This window comes from Marmoricola endophyticus (assembly GCF_014644415.1).
In the GTDB taxonomy this organism is placed as follows: Bacteria; Actinomycetota; Actinomycetes; order Propionibacteriales; family Nocardioidaceae; genus Marmoricola; species Marmoricola endophyticus.
The window spans coordinates 1,381,893-1,397,261 of sequence record NZ_BMKQ01000001.1; the positions used below are offsets into that span (position 1 = coordinate 1,381,893).

The 15,369-nt window shown below is 71.5% G+C and carries 16 protein-coding genes; 9 read left to right on the forward strand and 7 right to left on the reverse strand.

The features are described from left to right. Positions 1–9 precede the first annotated feature (9 nt). The 4 genes from IEX42_RS06740 to IEX42_RS06755 are packed head-to-tail and all read left to right on the forward strand — an operon-like array spanning position 10 to position 5,602. A complete protein-coding gene (locus IEX42_RS06740) occupies positions 10–3,807 on the forward strand; it encodes a multifunctional oxoglutarate decarboxylase/oxoglutarate dehydrogenase thiamine pyrophosphate-binding subunit/dihydrolipoyllysine-residue succinyltransferase subunit (RefSeq protein ID WP_188779092.1) in 3,798 nt (1,265 codons plus the stop codon). Further along, complete coding sequence (locus tag IEX42_RS06745) at positions 3,807–3,983, forward strand: DUF6104 family protein (RefSeq protein ID WP_188779093.1); 177 nt, start codon at positions 3,807–3,809, stop codon at positions 3,981–3,983. Before IEX42_RS06740 ends, IEX42_RS06745 begins: the two co-directional genes overlap by 1 nt. 7 nt (positions 3,984–3,990) lie before the next feature. Next, entirely contained in the window at positions 3,991–4,725 is a 735-nt protein-coding gene (locus tag IEX42_RS06750; RefSeq protein ID WP_229660668.1) for an AAA family ATPase, read from the forward strand. Between the two features lie 37 nt (positions 4,726–4,762). Further along, positions 4,763–5,602, forward strand: coding sequence for an alpha/beta fold hydrolase (locus IEX42_RS06755; protein WP_188779094.1), 840 nt, complete (start codon positions 4,763–4,765; stop codon positions 5,600–5,602). A gap of 6 nt (positions 5,603–5,608) precedes the next feature. Here the strand turns inward: IEX42_RS06755 and IEX42_RS06760 are convergent, their stop codons facing one another. Together IEX42_RS06760 and IEX42_RS06765 are read right to left on the reverse strand one after the other, a co-directional pair. Further along, on the reverse strand, positions 5,609–6,346 hold the full coding sequence (locus IEX42_RS06760) for a class F sortase (RefSeq protein WP_188779095.1): 738 nt from the start codon (positions 6,344–6,346) through the stop codon (positions 5,609–5,611). Between the two features lies 1 nt (position 6,347). Further along, the gene (locus tag IEX42_RS06765) at positions 6,348–7,277 is read right to left on the reverse strand and encodes a DUF4397 domain-containing protein (protein ID WP_188779096.1); all 930 of its coding nucleotides are present in this window, start codon (positions 7,275–7,277) and stop codon (positions 6,348–6,350) included. Between the two features lie 159 nt (positions 7,278–7,436). Between IEX42_RS06765 and IEX42_RS06770 the strand changes: the two genes are divergently transcribed. Continuing rightward, entirely contained in the window at positions 7,437–8,078 is a 642-nt protein-coding gene (locus IEX42_RS06770) for a TetR family transcriptional regulator (RefSeq protein ID WP_188779097.1), read from the forward strand. 31 nt (positions 8,079–8,109) lie between these two features. Here IEX42_RS06770 and IEX42_RS06775 read toward each other — a convergent pair whose 3' ends face one another. The 3 genes from IEX42_RS06775 to sodX form a co-directional block, all read right to left on the reverse strand. Beyond that, positions 8,110–9,078, reverse strand: coding sequence for a zinc-binding dehydrogenase (locus tag IEX42_RS06775; protein ID WP_188779098.1), 969 nt, complete (start codon positions 9,076–9,078; stop codon positions 8,110–8,112). Positions 9,079–9,138: 60 nt separating this feature from the next. Next, a complete protein-coding gene (locus IEX42_RS06780; protein WP_373286185.1) occupies positions 9,139–10,317 on the reverse strand; it encodes an NAD(P)-dependent malic enzyme in 1,179 nt (392 codons plus the stop codon). Positions 10,318–10,388: 71 nt separating this feature from the next. Further along, positions 10,389–10,703, reverse strand: a complete 315-nt coding sequence (gene sodX / locus IEX42_RS06785) for a nickel-type superoxide dismutase maturation protease (protein WP_188779099.1) — start codon at positions 10,701–10,703, stop codon at positions 10,389–10,391. 69 nt (positions 10,704–10,772) lie between these two features. Here sodX and sodN point away from each other — a divergent pair, with 69 nt between their 5' ends. The 3 genes from sodN (at position 10,773) to IEX42_RS06800 (ending at position 12,836) form a co-directional block, all read left to right on the forward strand. Continuing rightward, on the forward strand, positions 10,773–11,174 hold the full coding sequence (gene sodN / locus IEX42_RS06790) for a superoxide dismutase, Ni (RefSeq protein ID WP_188779100.1): 402 nt from the start codon (positions 10,773–10,775) through the stop codon (positions 11,172–11,174). Between the two features lie 505 nt (positions 11,175–11,679). Further along, the gene (locus IEX42_RS06795; protein ID WP_229660669.1) at positions 11,680–12,060 is read left to right on the forward strand and encodes an ATP-binding protein; all 381 of its coding nucleotides are present in this window, start codon (positions 11,680–11,682) and stop codon (positions 12,058–12,060) included. Next, a complete protein-coding gene (locus tag IEX42_RS06800; RefSeq protein ID WP_188779101.1) occupies positions 12,060–12,836 on the forward strand; it encodes a SigB/SigF/SigG family RNA polymerase sigma factor in 777 nt (258 codons plus the stop codon). The genes IEX42_RS06795 and IEX42_RS06800 overlap by 1 nt, the downstream gene beginning before the upstream one ends. A gap of 12 nt (positions 12,837–12,848) precedes the next feature. Here the strand turns inward: IEX42_RS06800 and IEX42_RS06805 are convergent, their stop codons facing one another. Further along, positions 12,849–13,253: a hypothetical protein gene (locus IEX42_RS06805; RefSeq protein WP_188779102.1), complete on the reverse strand. Its 405-nt coding sequence runs from the start codon at positions 13,251–13,253 to the stop codon at positions 12,849–12,851. A 346-nt stretch (positions 13,254–13,599) separates the two neighbouring features. On the opposite strand from IEX42_RS06805, the gene IEX42_RS06810 reads away from it, so the two are divergent. After that, positions 13,600–13,851 carry a WhiB family transcriptional regulator gene (locus tag IEX42_RS06810; protein WP_188779103.1) on the forward strand — a complete coding sequence of 84 codons (252 nt, stop codon included), beginning with the start codon at positions 13,600–13,602 and terminating at the stop codon, positions 13,849–13,851. A 36-nt stretch (positions 13,852–13,887) separates the two neighbouring features. Here IEX42_RS06810 and IEX42_RS06815 read toward each other — a convergent pair whose 3' ends face one another. Further along, complete coding sequence (locus IEX42_RS06815) at positions 13,888–15,342, reverse strand: sensor histidine kinase (protein WP_188779104.1); 1,455 nt, start codon at positions 15,340–15,342, stop codon at positions 13,888–13,890. Positions 15,343–15,369: the final 27 nt, after the last annotated feature.

The window sequence follows — 15,369 nt, forward strand, 5'->3', positions numbered from 1 at the left end:
AAATCGAACGTGCCCGAGTCGGAGTCCCCACTGTCCTCCTTCGGAGCCAACGAGTGGCTCGTGGACGAGATGTACGAGCAGTTCCGGCGCGATCCGGACAGCGTCGACGCACGGTGGAAGGAGTACTTCGCCGCGCACGGCGACTCCCCGACCAACGGAGCCTCCCAGGGCACCGGGTCGGCCCCTGCTGCGCCGACCGCTTCCGGCAACGGCGCGGCCCCGAAGGTGAGTGACGGCTCGCCCTCGCGCCCGGCCGCGACCAGCAGCCCGGCGCCGACCTCCGCGCCGACGAAGCAGGCCGCGCCCGCCGCCTCCAGCGAGAAGCAGGCGGCCGGGAAGAAGCCGGAGACGCCGGCGAAGAAGGCCACCGCCGCACCGGCCACGAAGTCCGAGTCGGCGTCGTCGGGCAAGGTCGTGCCCAAGGAGCCGGAGCAGAAGCCCGACGCCGACGCCAGCGACGAGCCGTCGTACACCGTCCTGCGCGGCGCACCGGCCCGTACGGCCAAGAACATGGACGCGTCCCTGACGATGCCGACCGCCACCTCGGTGCGGTCGCTGCCGGTCAAGCTGCTCTTCGACAACCGGATCGTCATCAACAACCACCTCAAGCGCGCCCGTGGCGGCAAGGTCTCCTTCACGCACCTGATCGGCTACGCGCTCGTGCGCGCCCTGAAGGACGTCCCGGACATGAACGTCGGCTTCGAGGAGGTCGACGGCAAGCCCAACCTGGTGCGTCCCGCGCACATCAACCTCGGCCTGGCCATCGACATGGCCAAGGACGACGGCACCCGCCAGCTGCTGGTCCCGGCGATCAAGGCCGCCGAGCAGATGGACTTCGCGCAGTTCTGGACCGCGTACGAGGACGTCGTGCGCCGCGCGCGCGACAACAAGCTGCAGATCTCCGACTTCCAGGGCATCTCGATCAGCCTGACCAACCCCGGCACTATCGGCACCAACCACTCCGTGCCGCGGCTGATGAACGGCCAGGGCGCGATCATCGGCGTCGGCTCGATGGAGTACCCGCCCGAGTTCCAGGGCGCCTCGGAGGAGACGCTGAACCGCAACGCGGTCAGCAAGCTCCTGACGCTGACCTCGACGTACGACCACCGCGTCATCCAGGGCGCGCTGTCGGGTGAGTTCCTGCGCCGGATGCACCAGCTGCTGCTGGGCGAGGACGGCTTCTACGACGACGTGTTCGCGTCGCTGCGGATCCCGTACGAGCCGATCCGCTGGGCCGCCGACATCTCCACCTCCCACGACGACGAGGTCTCCAAGCAGGCCCGGATCCTGGAGATGATCCACGCCTACCGCGTGCGCGGCCACATGATGGCCGACACCGACCCGCTGGAGTACCGCCAGCGCACCCACCCCGACCTCGACACGGCCACGCACGGGCTCACCCTGTGGGACCTGGACCGCGAGTTCGCCACCGGCGAGTTCGGCGGCGAGCGTCGGTTCATGAAGATGCGCAGCATCCTCGGCATCCTGCGCGACTCGTACTGCCGCACCACCGGCATCGAGTACATGCACATCCAGGACCCCGAGCAGCGCCGGTGGATCCAGGAGCGGGTGGAGCAGCCGCACCAGAAGCCGCCGCGCGAGGAGCAGCTGCGGATCCTGCTCAAGCTCAACCAGGCCGAGGCCTTCGAGACGTTCCTGCAGACCAAGTTCGTCGGGCAGAAGCGGTTCAGCCTCGAGGGTGGCGAGACGACCGTCCCGCTGATCGACGAGATCTGCGAGGCCGCCGCCGAGGCGGAGCTCGACGAGGTCACGATCGGCATGGCCCACCGCGGCCGGCTCAACGTGCTGGCCAACATCGTCGGCAAGAGCTACGGCCAGATCTTCCGCGAGTTCGAGGGCAACATCGACCCGCGGACCGTGCAGGGCTCGGGCGACGTGAAGTACCACCTCGGCGCCGAGGGCGAGTTCACCGCCGAGGACGGCGACACCATCAAGGTCTCCGTCGCGGCCAACCCCTCGCACCTCGAGGCTGTCGACCCCGTGCTCGAGGGGATCGCCCGGGCCAAGCAGGACGTGCTCAACCAGGGTGAGAAGTTCCCGGTGCTGCCGCTGCTGGTCCACGGTGACGCGGCGTTCGCCGGTCAGGGCGTGGTCGCCGAGACGCTCAACCTCTCGCAGCTGCGCGGCTACCGCACCGGCGGCACCGTGCACCTGATCGTCAACAACCAGGTCGGCTTCACCACCTCGCCGGCCCAGTCGCGCTCCTCGCTGTACTGCACCGACGTGGCCCGGATGGTCCAGGCACCGATCTTCCACGTCAACGGCGACGACCCCGAGGCGTGCATCCGGGTCGCCCGCCTGGCCTTCGAGTACCGCCAGGCGTTCAACAAGGACGTCGTCATCGACCTGGTCTGCTACCGCCGGCGCGGCCACAACGAGGGCGACGACCCCTCGTACACCCAGCCGCTGATGTACGACCTGATCGAGCAGAAGCGCTCGGTGCGCAAGCTCTACACCGAGTCCCTCATCGGCCGCGGCGACATCACGCTGGAGGAGGCCGAGGAGGTCCTCAAGAACTACCAGAAGCAGCTGGAGCGGGTGTTCACCGAGGTGCGCGAGGCCACCAGCGCCCCCTCCGAGTGGACCACCGTCCCGGACTACCCCGAGAAGGCCCACGACGAGGACGACACCGCGATCTCGCGCGAGACGCTCAAGCGGATCGCCGACGCCTACGTCAGCGCGCCCGACGGCTTCACCGTGCACCCGAAGGTGCTGCCGCAGCTGCAGCGCCGCTCGGCGGCCATCACCGAGGGCCCGATCGACTGGGGCACCGGCGAGATCCTGGCGCTCGGCTCGCTGCTGATGGACGGCCGCCCGGTGCGCCTGGCCGGCCAGGACACCCGGCGCGGGACGTTCGTGTCGCGCTTCGCCACGATCATCGACCGCGAGAACGCCGACGAGTGGACGCCGCTGGCGAACCTCACCGAGGACCAGGCGCACTTCTACGTCTACGACTCGCTGCTCTCGGAGTACGCCGCCCTCGGCTTCGAGTACGGATACTCCGTTGCCCGCCCCGACGCGCTCGTGGCCTGGGAGGCCCAGTTCGGCGACTTCGTCAACGGCGCGCAGACGGTGATCGACGAGTTCATCAGCTCCTCGGCCAGCAAGTGGGGTCAGCGATCCGGTGTCGTGCTGCTGCTGCCGCACGGCTTCGAGGGCCAGGGCGCCGACCACTCCTCCGCGCGCATCGAGCGGTTCCTCTCCCTCGCCGCGGACAAGGCGATGGTCGTCGCGCAGCCCTCGACGCCGGCGTCGTACTTCCACCTGCTGCGACGGCACTCGCTGGGCGCCGACCACATCCCGATGGTGGTCTTCACCCCGAAGTCGATGCTCAAGCGCAAGGAGGCTGCGTCCAAGCCCGAGGACTTCCTCGAGGGCACCACGTTCAAGAAGGTCGCCTCGGACCGCACGGTCGAGGACGAGAAGGTGACCACGCTGCTGCTGTGCAGCGGGCGGATCACCTGGGACCTGATGGTCGAGCGCGGCAAGCGCGAGGGCGACGAGCCGGTCACCGCGATCTCTCGGGTGGAGCAGCTCTACCCCGAGCCGATCGAGGAGCTGCAGGCCGAGATCGCCCGCTTCCCGAACCTGCGGACCGTCCGCTGGGTGCAGGACGAGCCGGCCAACAACGGCCCCGCCCCGCACTACCGGCTCAACGTCTTCCCCGAGCTCGACCACGAGGTCGAGTTCATCTCGCGGCCGGCGTCGAGCTCTCCCGCGGTCGGGACGCACTCGCGTCACGTCGAGGAGCAGAAGCTGCTCCTGGGCGCGGCCTTCGGCGGCTGATGTACTTCACCGACCGGGGGGTCGAGGAGCTGGCCTCCCGGCGCGGCGAGGAGGAGGTGACGCTCGCCTGGGTCGCGGAGCGGCTCAGCGAGTTCACCGACGTCCACCCCGAGCACGAGGTTCCCGTCGAGCGGTTCGCCACCTGGCTCGCCCGGCTGGACGACCCCGAGGACTGAGCGCGTCGTGGCGCTGCGCGGGCCCGGGCACGAGCTCGCGGTGCGTCGGTTCCGCGCGAACGACGACGTCGGCGAGGAGTGGCCGCGGGGGTTGCCCGCGGTCGAGCAGGTCCTGCGCGAGGGGTTCGACGTCACGCCCGGCGTCACGCTGCTGTTCGGGGAGAACGGCGCCGGCAAGTCGACGCTCGTCGAGGCGTTCGCGATGCGCTTCGGCCTCGGGCCGGAGGGCGGCAGCAGCGGCGCCGAGCACACGACGTACGCCACCGAGTCGCCCCTGCACTCCTGGTTGAGCATGGAACGAGGGCCCGGTGGCCCGCGCTGGGGGTTCTTCCTCCGCGCGGAGTCGATGCACGGCTTCTACACCTACCTCGCCGAGAACCCGGGGTCGAACCCCCACGAGCCCGACTTCCACGCGCTGAGCCACGGGGAGTCGTTCCTCTCCGTGCTGAGCAGCCGGTTCGACTCCGCCGGGTTCTACGCCCTCGACGAGCCCGAGGCGGCGCTGTCCTTCAGCGGTCAGATGGCCCTCCTCGGCACGATGCACGACCTCGCCCGGGCGGGCGCTCAGCTCGTCTGCGCGACCCACTCACCGCTGCTCGCGGCGCTGCCCGGAGCACGACTGCTGGAGGTCGGCGAGTGGGGCATCCGCGAGACCACGTACGACGACCTCCCCCTGGTCGCGCTCTGGCGTGACTACCTGGCCGAGCCGCAGCGATTCCTGCGGCACGTGCTCGAGGGGTGAGGCACGGCGTCGAGGTCTGCGTCGTAGGTTGGCGCCCATGACGACGCAGCGACTGACCTCGTACTCCCACGACGGGCTGCAGTTCGCCGTCCGCGACGAGGGACCGGTCGACGGTCCGGTGGTGGTGCTGCTGCACGGCTTCCCGCAGACCTCCTCGTGCTGGGACGGCGTGGTGCCGCTGCTGCACGAGGCCGGCTACCGCACGGTCGCTCCGGACCAGCGCGGCTACTCCCCCGGCGCCCGTCCGCGGGGGCGGTCGTCGTACACCCTGGGCAGGCTCGTCGGCGACACCGTGGCGCTCGTCGACCAGCTCGCCAGCGGCCCGGTGCACCTGGTCGGGCACGACTGGGGTGCGGCGGTGGCCTGGTCCACCGCCGCGGCGCACCCCGAGGCGGTCCGCACCCTCACCACGGTCTCGGTCCCCCACCCTCAGGCCTTCGTGCGTGCGCTCAAGACCCCGGGACAGCTGGCGAAGTCGTGGTACATGGGCTTCTTCCAGCTGCCGTGGCTGCCGGAGCGGGCGATGGCCTCTGCCTCGATCTCCCGCCGGATGCTGCGCGGCATCGGGATGGACCGCGAGAGCCTGCGGCGCTACCAGCGCGAGATCGTCGACGCCGGGGCGCTGTACGGCGGCATCTGCTGGTACCGCGCCCTCCCGCTGGAGAACCCCAGGGGCCTGGGTCGCCCGGTCACGGTGCCGACGACGTTCGTGTGGAGCGACGACGACGGCGCCCTGGGCCGGACCGGTGCCGACCTGACCGCGGAGTACGTCGACGCCGCCACCTACCGCTTCGAGGTCCTCGAGGGTGTCAGCCACTGGATCCCGGAGCAGGCGCCCGAGCGGCTGGCGGAGATCATCCTGGACCGGGTGCGCTGAGCGTCCTCAGCCGGCCGGTGCCACGGCCGGCCCGACCGGCTCGGCCGTGACGACAGCGAGGTTCTGGTAGCCGCCGCGCGAGCGGTCGTACGGCCCGGCGCAGGTCACCATCGTGAGCCTGGGCTTCCCCCGCGGCGAGAAGATGTCAGGCACCGTGTCGAGCTTGTCCCTCGCGACGACTCGTCTCTCGGAGACGGCGAAGGTCTGCGTCAGGCCACGCTCGCCGGTGGCGGTGAAGCGCGCACCCGGCCCCACGCTCAGCAGCACGGAGTAGGGACCCAGACCCTGGGTGCGCGAGTCCACGTGAGCCGCGATCAGCATCGACCCGAACGGGTCGCCGAGCCGCGCTCCCCCTTGCCACCAGCCGGCGACCCGGATGTCGTCGGGCACGTCCAACGAGCCGTCGGCGCCCGTGCCGACCGCCCGCACCGGCACGACCACGTCGTTGGCCAGCCGCAGCGTCACAGGCGGCGAGGTCTGTCCGGTCAGGGCGGGGACCGCGGCCGTCCCGGCCCCACCGGAGAAGTCCGGCGTGACGGTGAAGAGCTTCGGCGCGGGTCGCGGCGTCGGCGTGGCAGGCTCGGCGCTGGCCGACCCCACGGCCGAGCCCGACGTGCTCTCTCGCGGCTGCTGCGCGCCGAGGTTGACCAGCAGCGCGGTGACCACGGTCAGTCCGAGCAGCGGACCGGCGTACGTCGTCAGCCAGCGACGGACCGGGTGGGCCGTCGCACCGGCTCGCGGCACCTCAGCGGCGTCGGCGCCGCTCGCCGGCGATCGCGACGCTCAGGCCACTCTCGCCGCGCGTCCTGCGGAGCACCGACAGTCCGAGGAGCGCGAGCGTCGGAAGGGCGAGCACCCACGACAGCATCGTGATCCACCCGGCGACACCCTGCTGGGCTCCGCCCAGCCCGAACGCGGTCGGGACGGCCGACGCGAGACCGGCGGACCCGGTGTGGATGCGCTGCGGGGCAGCGGTCCCGGTGGTGGACAGCGTCGCCGTGTGGCTGACCACCTTCATCGACTTGGTGGCGGGGTTGCCGTAGGCGTACGTCATGGTCACCGTGCCCGAGGGCAGCGTCATCGACAGCGGGCCGAGGACCGGCGTGGTGTCCTGGCCGGCCGGGAACAGCTGCACCTCGTGCTCGCCGGAGGGGACGTCGGCCTCGGCGAACTGCCCGTTGGTCACGCCGTCGAAGACGACGGTGCCGTCGAAGGCCACGTCGGCGGCGCCGACGTTGGCGGTGTGGGCGACGAGCACACGGCTCTTCTCCGGGCCGATCGCGGTGGTCGGGGTGTCGTAGACGTTGACCTCGGGCTTGCCGTCGACAGCCTCGGGCAGGTGGAGCACCACGTCGCGGCTGCCACCGGCGGCCACCTCGACCTTCTCGGTCACCGTCGTGCCCTCGACGTCGCTGAAGGAGATCTCGTGCGCACCCGGAGCGAGCGAGTACGGCCCGAGGACCGACCCCGCGGAGGCGCCCGTCTGGACCGACCTCCCGTCGACGGAGACTCCGACGGCGCTGCCCGGCAGCGCCTGGACGACGGTCACCTGGCCCTGAGCGCCGCTGGCCGCGGACGACGCGCTGGGCGCGTCGGCGTGGGCCGGGAGGGCGAGGAGGACGCCGACGATCAGCGCGGTCGCGCCGGTCGCTCCGGCGATGCTCAGACGGCTCACAGGTCATCCTCCAACGCTCGTCGGGCACAGCGGTTGCAGGGCCCCGTCGACGCCGAGCAGGCTCGGCACGTCACGGTCAACGACCGCGACGTCGAAAGGATACTGTCCCCGTCGACGCACCGAGGTCGGTTGCGGGCGGTTCGCGGTATTATGTGACAGATGTCCACTGACTCTGTGCTCGACGGCACTCGGCAGCAGCGAAAAGAGCGGACCAGGCAGCACATCCTGGATGCCGCCCTGGCCCTGTCGACCGCGGGCGGCCTCAGTGCACTCTCGTTGCGCAAGGTCGCTCGAGAGGTCGGGATCGTGCCGACGGCGTTCTACCGACACTTCGACTCCATCGAGGACCTCGGGCTCGCCCTGGTCGACCAGGCGTTCGTCTCGCTGCGGGCGATGCTGCGCGACGTGCGCCGCGACACCGCGATCGACGCCATGATCATCCGCTCGATCGACGTCGTGAAGCGCCACGTGATCTCGGAGTCGGCCCACTTCGCCTTCATCGCTCGCGAGCGGCTGGCGGGTCCCGCCCGGGTCCGACGCGCGATCCAGCACGAGCTGGAGCTGTGCCAGCGCGAGCTCGCCACCGACGTCGCCCGCGTCCCCGGGACCGAGGAGTGGTCCTCCGAGGACCTGACGCTGCTCAGCGAGCTGATCGTGACGGCCATGGTCACCACGGCCGGCGAGCTGCTCGAGGCGCCGTCGGGCACGGCCTCGGCGGCCGTGGTCCGGAGAGCCCACAAGCGGCTCCTGATGGTCGTGGTCGGCGCCATGCACTGGGAGAGCCGACCCGCCGCGACCTGAGCGGTACGCACGGCCCGGCCCGCGGTTCACCTCACGGACGCGTGAAGACGACCTTCCCGAACAGCTCGCCGTCACGCATCGCGGCGAAGCCGTCCGCCGCGTCCTCGAGCGGCATCGTCCGGTCGATCAGCGGCCGCACGCCGGTCGCGTCGAGCATGGTCACCAGCGAGGCGAGCTCGGTGCGCGTCCCCATCGTCGAGCCGACCACGTCGAGCTGCAGGAAGAAGATGCGGGTCAGCTCGGCGGCGATGTCCGGGCCGGACGTGTGGCCGGAGGTGACCAGCCGCCCGCCGGGGCGCAACGACTTCACCGAGTGCCCCCACGTCGCCTTGCCGACCGTCTCGATGACGCCGTCGACCTTCCCCGGCAGCCGCTCGCCGGACTCGTACACCTCGTGGGCGCCGATCTCGAGCGCACGCCGCCGCTTCGCCTCGTCGCGGCTCGTGGCGAGGACCCGCAGACCGCCCGCACGCGCCAGCGTGATGGCGGCGGTGGCGACGCCGCCGCCGGCACCCTGCACGAGGACCGTGTCGCCGGCCTTGAAGCCGCCGCGGGTGAACAGCATCCGGTAGGCCGTGAGCCACGCGGTCGGCAGGCAGGCGGCCTCCTCGAAGGACAGCGAGGCCGGCTTGGGCACGACGTTGCCCTTGGGGACCGCGACCCGGTCGGCCAGGGTGCCCTGGTAGCGCTCGCTGAGCAGCGACCGCTTGGGGTCGAGCGTCTCGTCGCCGTGCCAGGACGGGTCGCTGATGACGGCGTGCACCACGACCTCGTTGCCGTCCTCGTCGAGCCCGGCCGCGTCGCAGCCGAGGATCATCGGCAGGCTCTCCCCGCGCAGGCCGACGCCCTGCAGGGAGAACAGGTCGTGGTGGTTGAGCGAGGCGGCCTTGACCGTCACCGTCGTCCAGCCGTCGGGGACCTCGGGCTCGGGGCGCTCCCCAAGCCGGAGTCCGGACAGCGGGTCGTCGGAGGAGAAGGACTCGACGTAGGCGGCGTACATGCTCGCGACCCTAGGACATCCCTCGGCGACGCGACCGTGCGGTCGGACGACCGGGCGGGCTCAGGCCCGGGACACGCCGTCGCGGCGTGCGGCCTCGGCGACGGCCAGGGCCACGGCGGGCCCCACCCGGGCGTCGAACGGGTCGGGGACGACGAAGTCGTCGGCGCGGTCCTCGCCGACGAGGTCGGCCAGCGCCTCCGCGGCAGCCAGCTTCATCCCCTCGGTGATCGCGCTGGCGCGCGCGTCGAGCGCACCGCGGAAGATGCCGGGGAAGGCGAGCACGTTGTTGATCTGGTTGGGGAAGTCCGAGCGTCCGGTGGCGACCACGCGCGCGTGCCGGTGCGCGACCTCGGGCATCACCTCGGGGGTCGGGTTGGCCAGGCCGAAGATGATCGCCTCGGGGGCCATCGTGGCCACCAGGTCCTCGGGGATCGTCCCGCCGGAGACGCCGACCAGCACGTCGGCCCCGGCGAGCACGTCGGCGAGGCTCCCCGAGCGGCCCGTGTCCGCGGTGGTCTCGCCGGCCAGGGCGGCCTTCACGGGGTTCATGTCCTCGCGGGAGGGGTGCAGGACGCCCTTGCTGTCGACCACGGCGATGTCGCGGACCCCCGCTGCCAGCAGGATCCGCGCGCAGGCCACTCCCGCGGCGCCGGCGCCGGAGACGACGACCCGGGTGGTCTCGAAGAGCCGCCCGGTCAGCGCGAGCGCGTTCGTCAGGGCGGCGAGGACGACGACCGCCGTGCCGTGCTGGTCGTCGTGGAAGACGGGGATGTCCAGCTTCTGCTTCAGTGCGTCCTCGATGAGGAAGCAGCGCGGCGCGGAGATGTCCTCGAGGTTGATCCCACCGAAGCCCGGCGCGATGCGGCACACGGTCTCGATGATCTCGTCGGTGTCCTGGGTGTCCAGCGTGACCGGGACGCCGTCGACCCCTCCGAAGGCCTTGAACAGCACCGCCTTGCCCTCCATCACCGGCATCGCCCCACGAGGACCGATGTTGCCCAGCCCGAGGACGGCCGAACCGTCGGTGACGACCGCGACGGTGTTCGGGACCCAGGTGTAGCGGCTCAGCAGCGACGGGTCGTCGGCGATCGCCTGGCAGACCCGCGCGACCCCCGGCGTGTAGGCCAGCGAGAGGTCCTCGCGACCGGCGAGCGGGACGGTCGCGGCGATCTCCATCTTGCCGCCCTCGTGCAGAGCGAAGGCTGGGTCGTCGGCGGGTGAGATCTCGTGGTCGGCCACGGTCGTGATCGTCGCACAGCGGTGGCGCCCACGGCGCCGGCGCCTGTGGTCCCCGCCGGGCGACCCGACGTTCAGTCGCCGCGCCGGCGCAGTCGGCGCGGTCGCGGCCACAGCCGTACGACGGCCACGCCCAGCAGGTCGTCCGGCGCGACCGGACCCACCAGCGCCGAGTCCACGCCCTCGCGCGGGTTGTCCCGCTCGACCCACCAGCCGCCGCGCACCGACGCGGTCGCCCGCTTGACGGCGAGGGTGGCGTCGGGGAAGCGGCAGACGACCACGTCGCCCCGGCGCGGTACGACGTCGTAGCGCACCAGGAGCCGGTCGCCCTCGACGAGGGTCGGGAGCATGGAGCGTCCGTGGACGCGAGCGATCCCCAGCCTCGGCATGCGCGTAGTGTCGCAAGGTGTGGGTACACCCCACATGACAGCCACGACAGCCGACAGTGAGGATCAAGCATGTTCTCGCGCTTCTTCGCCCCGACCATCGACGTCTCCGCCCACTGCGACCTTCCGTGCGGGGTCTACGACCCGGCCCAGGCCCGCATCGAGGCCGAGTCGATCAAGGGCATCGTCTCCAAGCTCGCCGACAACGACGACCCGGACTTCCGCACCCGCGCGATCATCATCAAGGAGCAGCGCTCGGAGCTGGTCAAGCACCACCTGTGGGTGCTGTGGACCGACTACTTCAAGCCCCCGCACTTCGAGAAGTACCCCCAGCTGCACACGCTGGTCAACGAGGCGACCAAGCTCGCCGGCGCCTCGGGCACCAAGGCCGACATGACGGTCGAGGGCGCCGACGCGCTGCTGGCCAAGATCGACGAGATCGCCGAGATCTTCTGGGAGACCAAGAAGTCCTGAACGAAGTGAAGGACTTCCAGGTCTGAGGACGTGCTGAGCGAAGCGAAGCACGGACGTACGCCTTGTGCCGAGCTGAGCTCAGGCCTTCCAGGTCTGAGGACGTGCTGAGCGAAGCGAAGCACGGACGTACGCCTTGTGCCGAGCGAAGCTCAGGCCTTCCAGGTCTGAGGACGCGCTGAGCTCGCGAAGCACCGACGTACGCCTTGTGCCGAGAGAAGCTCAGGCCTTCCAGGTCTGAGGACGCGCTGAGCTCGCGAAGCACGGACGTACGCCTTGTGCCGAGCGCTGCGACGCACGGAGGTACGCCTCGTGCCCAGCGACGCACGGCGCTGAGCCTGCCCTTGGACCAGGAGCACCCGAGCGAGACGGTCTCTCGCCGACGCGGAACGCGTCGGTCGGACCGGACGCTCCACGCACGGGGAGTCGCCGCACCCGCGGCGGCTCCCCGTCGTACGTCGTGACGGGTCTAGCCTGAGGGCCGATCCCGGGCGAGAGGAGACCTCCGGTGCCGTCACGACCCGACGTCGAGCTGCGCCTGCCCGCGGAGCGTGCGTTCGCCGCGGTCCTGCGGAGCACGGCGGCGTCGCTCGCCGCACGACTGGACTTCACGGTCGACGACATCGACGACCTGCGGCTGGCGGTCGGCGAGACCACCACGATGCTCCTCGAGGCGGCGCGACCGGCGACGGACCTGCTCGTCGAGTACCACCTCGGCGATCACGAGATGACCATCGACGTCTCGGTCGAGGTCGCCGGCTCGGTGGAGCCGGACCGTGAGGGCTTCGCCTGGCAGCTGCTGACGGCGCTGACCACGTCGTTGACCGCGGACCTGCAGGACGCTCGGCTGCGGATCGGGCTGACGATGAAGTCGACGCCCCTCGAGTGATGGCCGGCGCGCCGCACCCGCCCGACCGGGACCACGTACGGTCGCTGTTCGCGACCCTGGCCTCCGCGACCGCGTCCAGCGCGCAGACGACCGGCTCGCGCGAGGAGCTGGTCCACCTGCACCTGGACCTCGTCACGCTGTGCGCCCGTCGGTTCGGCGGGCGCGGCGAGAGCCTGGACGACCTCGTCCAGGTGGGCACGATCGGCCTGCTGAACGCGATCGACCGGTTCGACGCGGAGCGCGGGTTCGAGTTCGCGACGTTCGCGACGCCCACCATCGTCGGGGAGATCAAGCGGCACTTCCGGGACAAGAGCTGGGCGGTACGCGTACCTCGGCGCCTCCAGGAGCTGCGCGCGGAGGTCAACGCCGCCACCGGCGACCTGACCCAGGATCTCGGGCGCTCGCCCACCCCGCGCGAGGTGGCGATCCACCTCGGCCTGGGGCTGAACGAGGTGGTGGAGGCGCTGGAGTCCTCGAACGCCTACTCCACCCTGTCCCTGGACCACCGCGGCCACGGCGACGACGAGGACGAGGGGTCGTCGGTGCTCGATCTCCTCGGTGCGGAGGACGAGGCCCTCGAGGGCGTCGAGCTGCGCGAGTCGTTGTGGCCCCTGGTCGACAGCCTGCCCGCCCGGCAGCGCGACATCGTCCGCATGCGCTTCGTGGAGTCCCTGTCCCAGCAGCAGATCGCCGACCGGGTCGGACTCTCGCAGATGCAGATCTCCCGGCTGCTGCGGCGAGCGCTCGAGACGCTGCGCGGGTCCTTCGACACCTGAGCGCGGCCCGCGTCAGTCGGCCGGCCGGTTCTCCTCGATGGCCCGGATCGAGGCCGGGTGCAGCAACGCCGCCAGGCACAGGACCGCCGAGACCGCGAGCACGACGGCCAGCCAGGTGGCCGAGCCGCTGTGCAGCGAGTAGGCGACGCCCAGCCACACCAGTTGCGCGGCGAGGACCGGGCCGCGCGCCCAGGTGCGTGGACGCCAGAGGGCGACGCCGCTGACGACCAGCAGCAGGCCGTACGCGGCGAAAAACACCGCCGTCGTCACACCGACGACCACGCGGTCGCCGTCGACCGCGAACGCCTCGACGACGCCGAGCACGGCCGTGACCGCGCCCTGCACCACGGCGATCGCCGCGGCCGCCCTGAGCACCGCCGGCGACGCCTGCGAGGGATCGGCAGCGGGATCGGGCACCGTAGGAGACTAGTCGGGCTGCCGCCGAGCGCGGCCGCTCGCCTGCGAACGGCGGTGTGACGTGTGACCCATGCGACCGGAGTGGGGGGTTGTATACCGGGCTCGGAGTTGTCACGATCTACTGGTTGGCCACGCGTGCTGTCGAGGAACCGTCTCGACCGCCTGTGTGGCGCCCCCTTCCTGGTCCGTCACGCGGGGCAGGGAGAAGGCAGGTGCGCAGGTCTCGTCTCCCCCGGACGAGCACTTCTGCACCGACCCGCACCCGACCACGACCTGGCCGTCGAGCGGGTCCAGCAGGCCGCGGCAGACCGCGGCCGTTGACGCAAGCAAGAAGGAGTCACCCGCCATGGATTGGCGTCACCGCTCTGCGTGCCTCGAAGAGGACCCCGAGCTGTTCTTCCCGATCGGCAACACCGGTCCCGCCATCCTCCAGATCGAGGAGGCCAAGCAGGTCTGTCGCCGCTGCGACGTCCGTGAGCAGTGTCTCGCGTGGGCGCTCGAGGCCGGTCAGGACCACGGGGTCTGGGGCGGCTTGGGCGAGGACGAGCGTCGGGCCCTCAAGCGGCGCAATGCCCGGGCACGGGTGCGTACCGCCTAGGACCACGCCCGGACGGCCCTCGACCGGGGCCACGGCTCATCCCAGCGGGACCTCCAGCGTCGCCGCGGTCCCCTGACCGTCCGAGCGGCGACCCAGTCGTACCTCTCCCCCGAGCTCCTCGATGAGCGTGCTCACGATCGAGAGCCCCAGGCTGCCGGTGAACGGGTCGAGGTCCTCGGGCACCCCGACGCCGTCGTCGAGCACGTCGATGCTGAGCCGGTCGGCGGCGCGTCGTACGACCAGCTCGAGGTGTCCCGGGCCGCCGCGGCCGAAGCCGTGCTCCACGGCGTTCTGCATCAGCTCGGTGAGTGCCATGGACAGCGGCGTGGCGACCTCCGCGTCCAGGGAGCCGAACGACCCGTGCCGGCTGGTGTGGACGCCGGCCCCGCCCAGCTCTCCGACCGCACGCCGCAGCCGGTCCGCGACGTCGTCGAAGTCGACGCTCTCCTCCTCGGACTGGCTGAGCGTCTCGTGGACGATCGCGATCGACCCGACCCGGCGTACGGCCTCCTCGAGCGCCGCGCGGGCCTCGGGCGCGTTGAGGCGCCGACCCTGGAGGCGGAGCAGCGCGGCCACGGTCTGCAGGTTGTTCTTCACCCGGTGGTGGATCTCGCGGATCGTGGCGTCCTTGGTGATCAGCTCCCGGTCGCGGCTGCGGATGTCGGTGACGTCGCGGAGCAGGACCAGCCCTGCGACCGGTTCGCCGCCCGACCGGAGGGGGATGGAGCGCCAGATGACCGCCGCGGAGTCGTTCTCCAGCTCCGTGTCGCGCGCGACCCTCGCCCCGAGCACGGCTGAGACGGTCTCCTCGTCGGGCCGGGAGGCCGCGGGCACCAGGTCGCGGGTCAGGTCGGCGAGCACCTGGCCGGTCAGGTCCCCGGTGAGTCCCAGCTTGCGGTAGACCGAGAGCGCGTTGGGGCTGGCGTACAGCACCCCGCCCCTCGGGTCGACGCGGACGAACCCGTCGCCCACCCTCGGCGAGTCCGCGTGGTCCGAGCGCTGGCCCGGGTGCGGGAACTCGCCCGCTGCGATCATCTCGATCAGCTCGGCGGCGGTCTGGAGGTACGTCAGCTCGAGCCGGCTCGGGGTGCGTACCCCGTTGAGGTTCGTGTTGCGCGTGAGCACGGCGAGGACGCGGTCCTCGCAGACCACCGGGATCGCCTCGACGCGCACCGGCACGTCGTCGCGCCACTCGGGATCGCCCTCGCGCACGACGCGTACCTGGCGGAAGGCGTCCTCGATCGCCACCCGGCTCCCGGGCGCGAGGTGGTGACCGACGACGTCGTCGATCAGAGCGGTCGGGCCCGTCGTCGGGCGCATCTGGGCCGCCGCCCACCAGCCGTCGCCGTCCCGGTCGGCGAGCCACAGCACCAGGTCGGCGAAGGAGAGGTCGGCCAGGATCTGCCAGTCGGCGACCAGGCGCTGCACCCAGGCCAGGTCGGCGTACGACAGATCGGTGTGCCGCCGCGCCAGGTCGTCCAGGAGGGCCACGCTGCACAAGCGTAGGGCTTGTAGGTT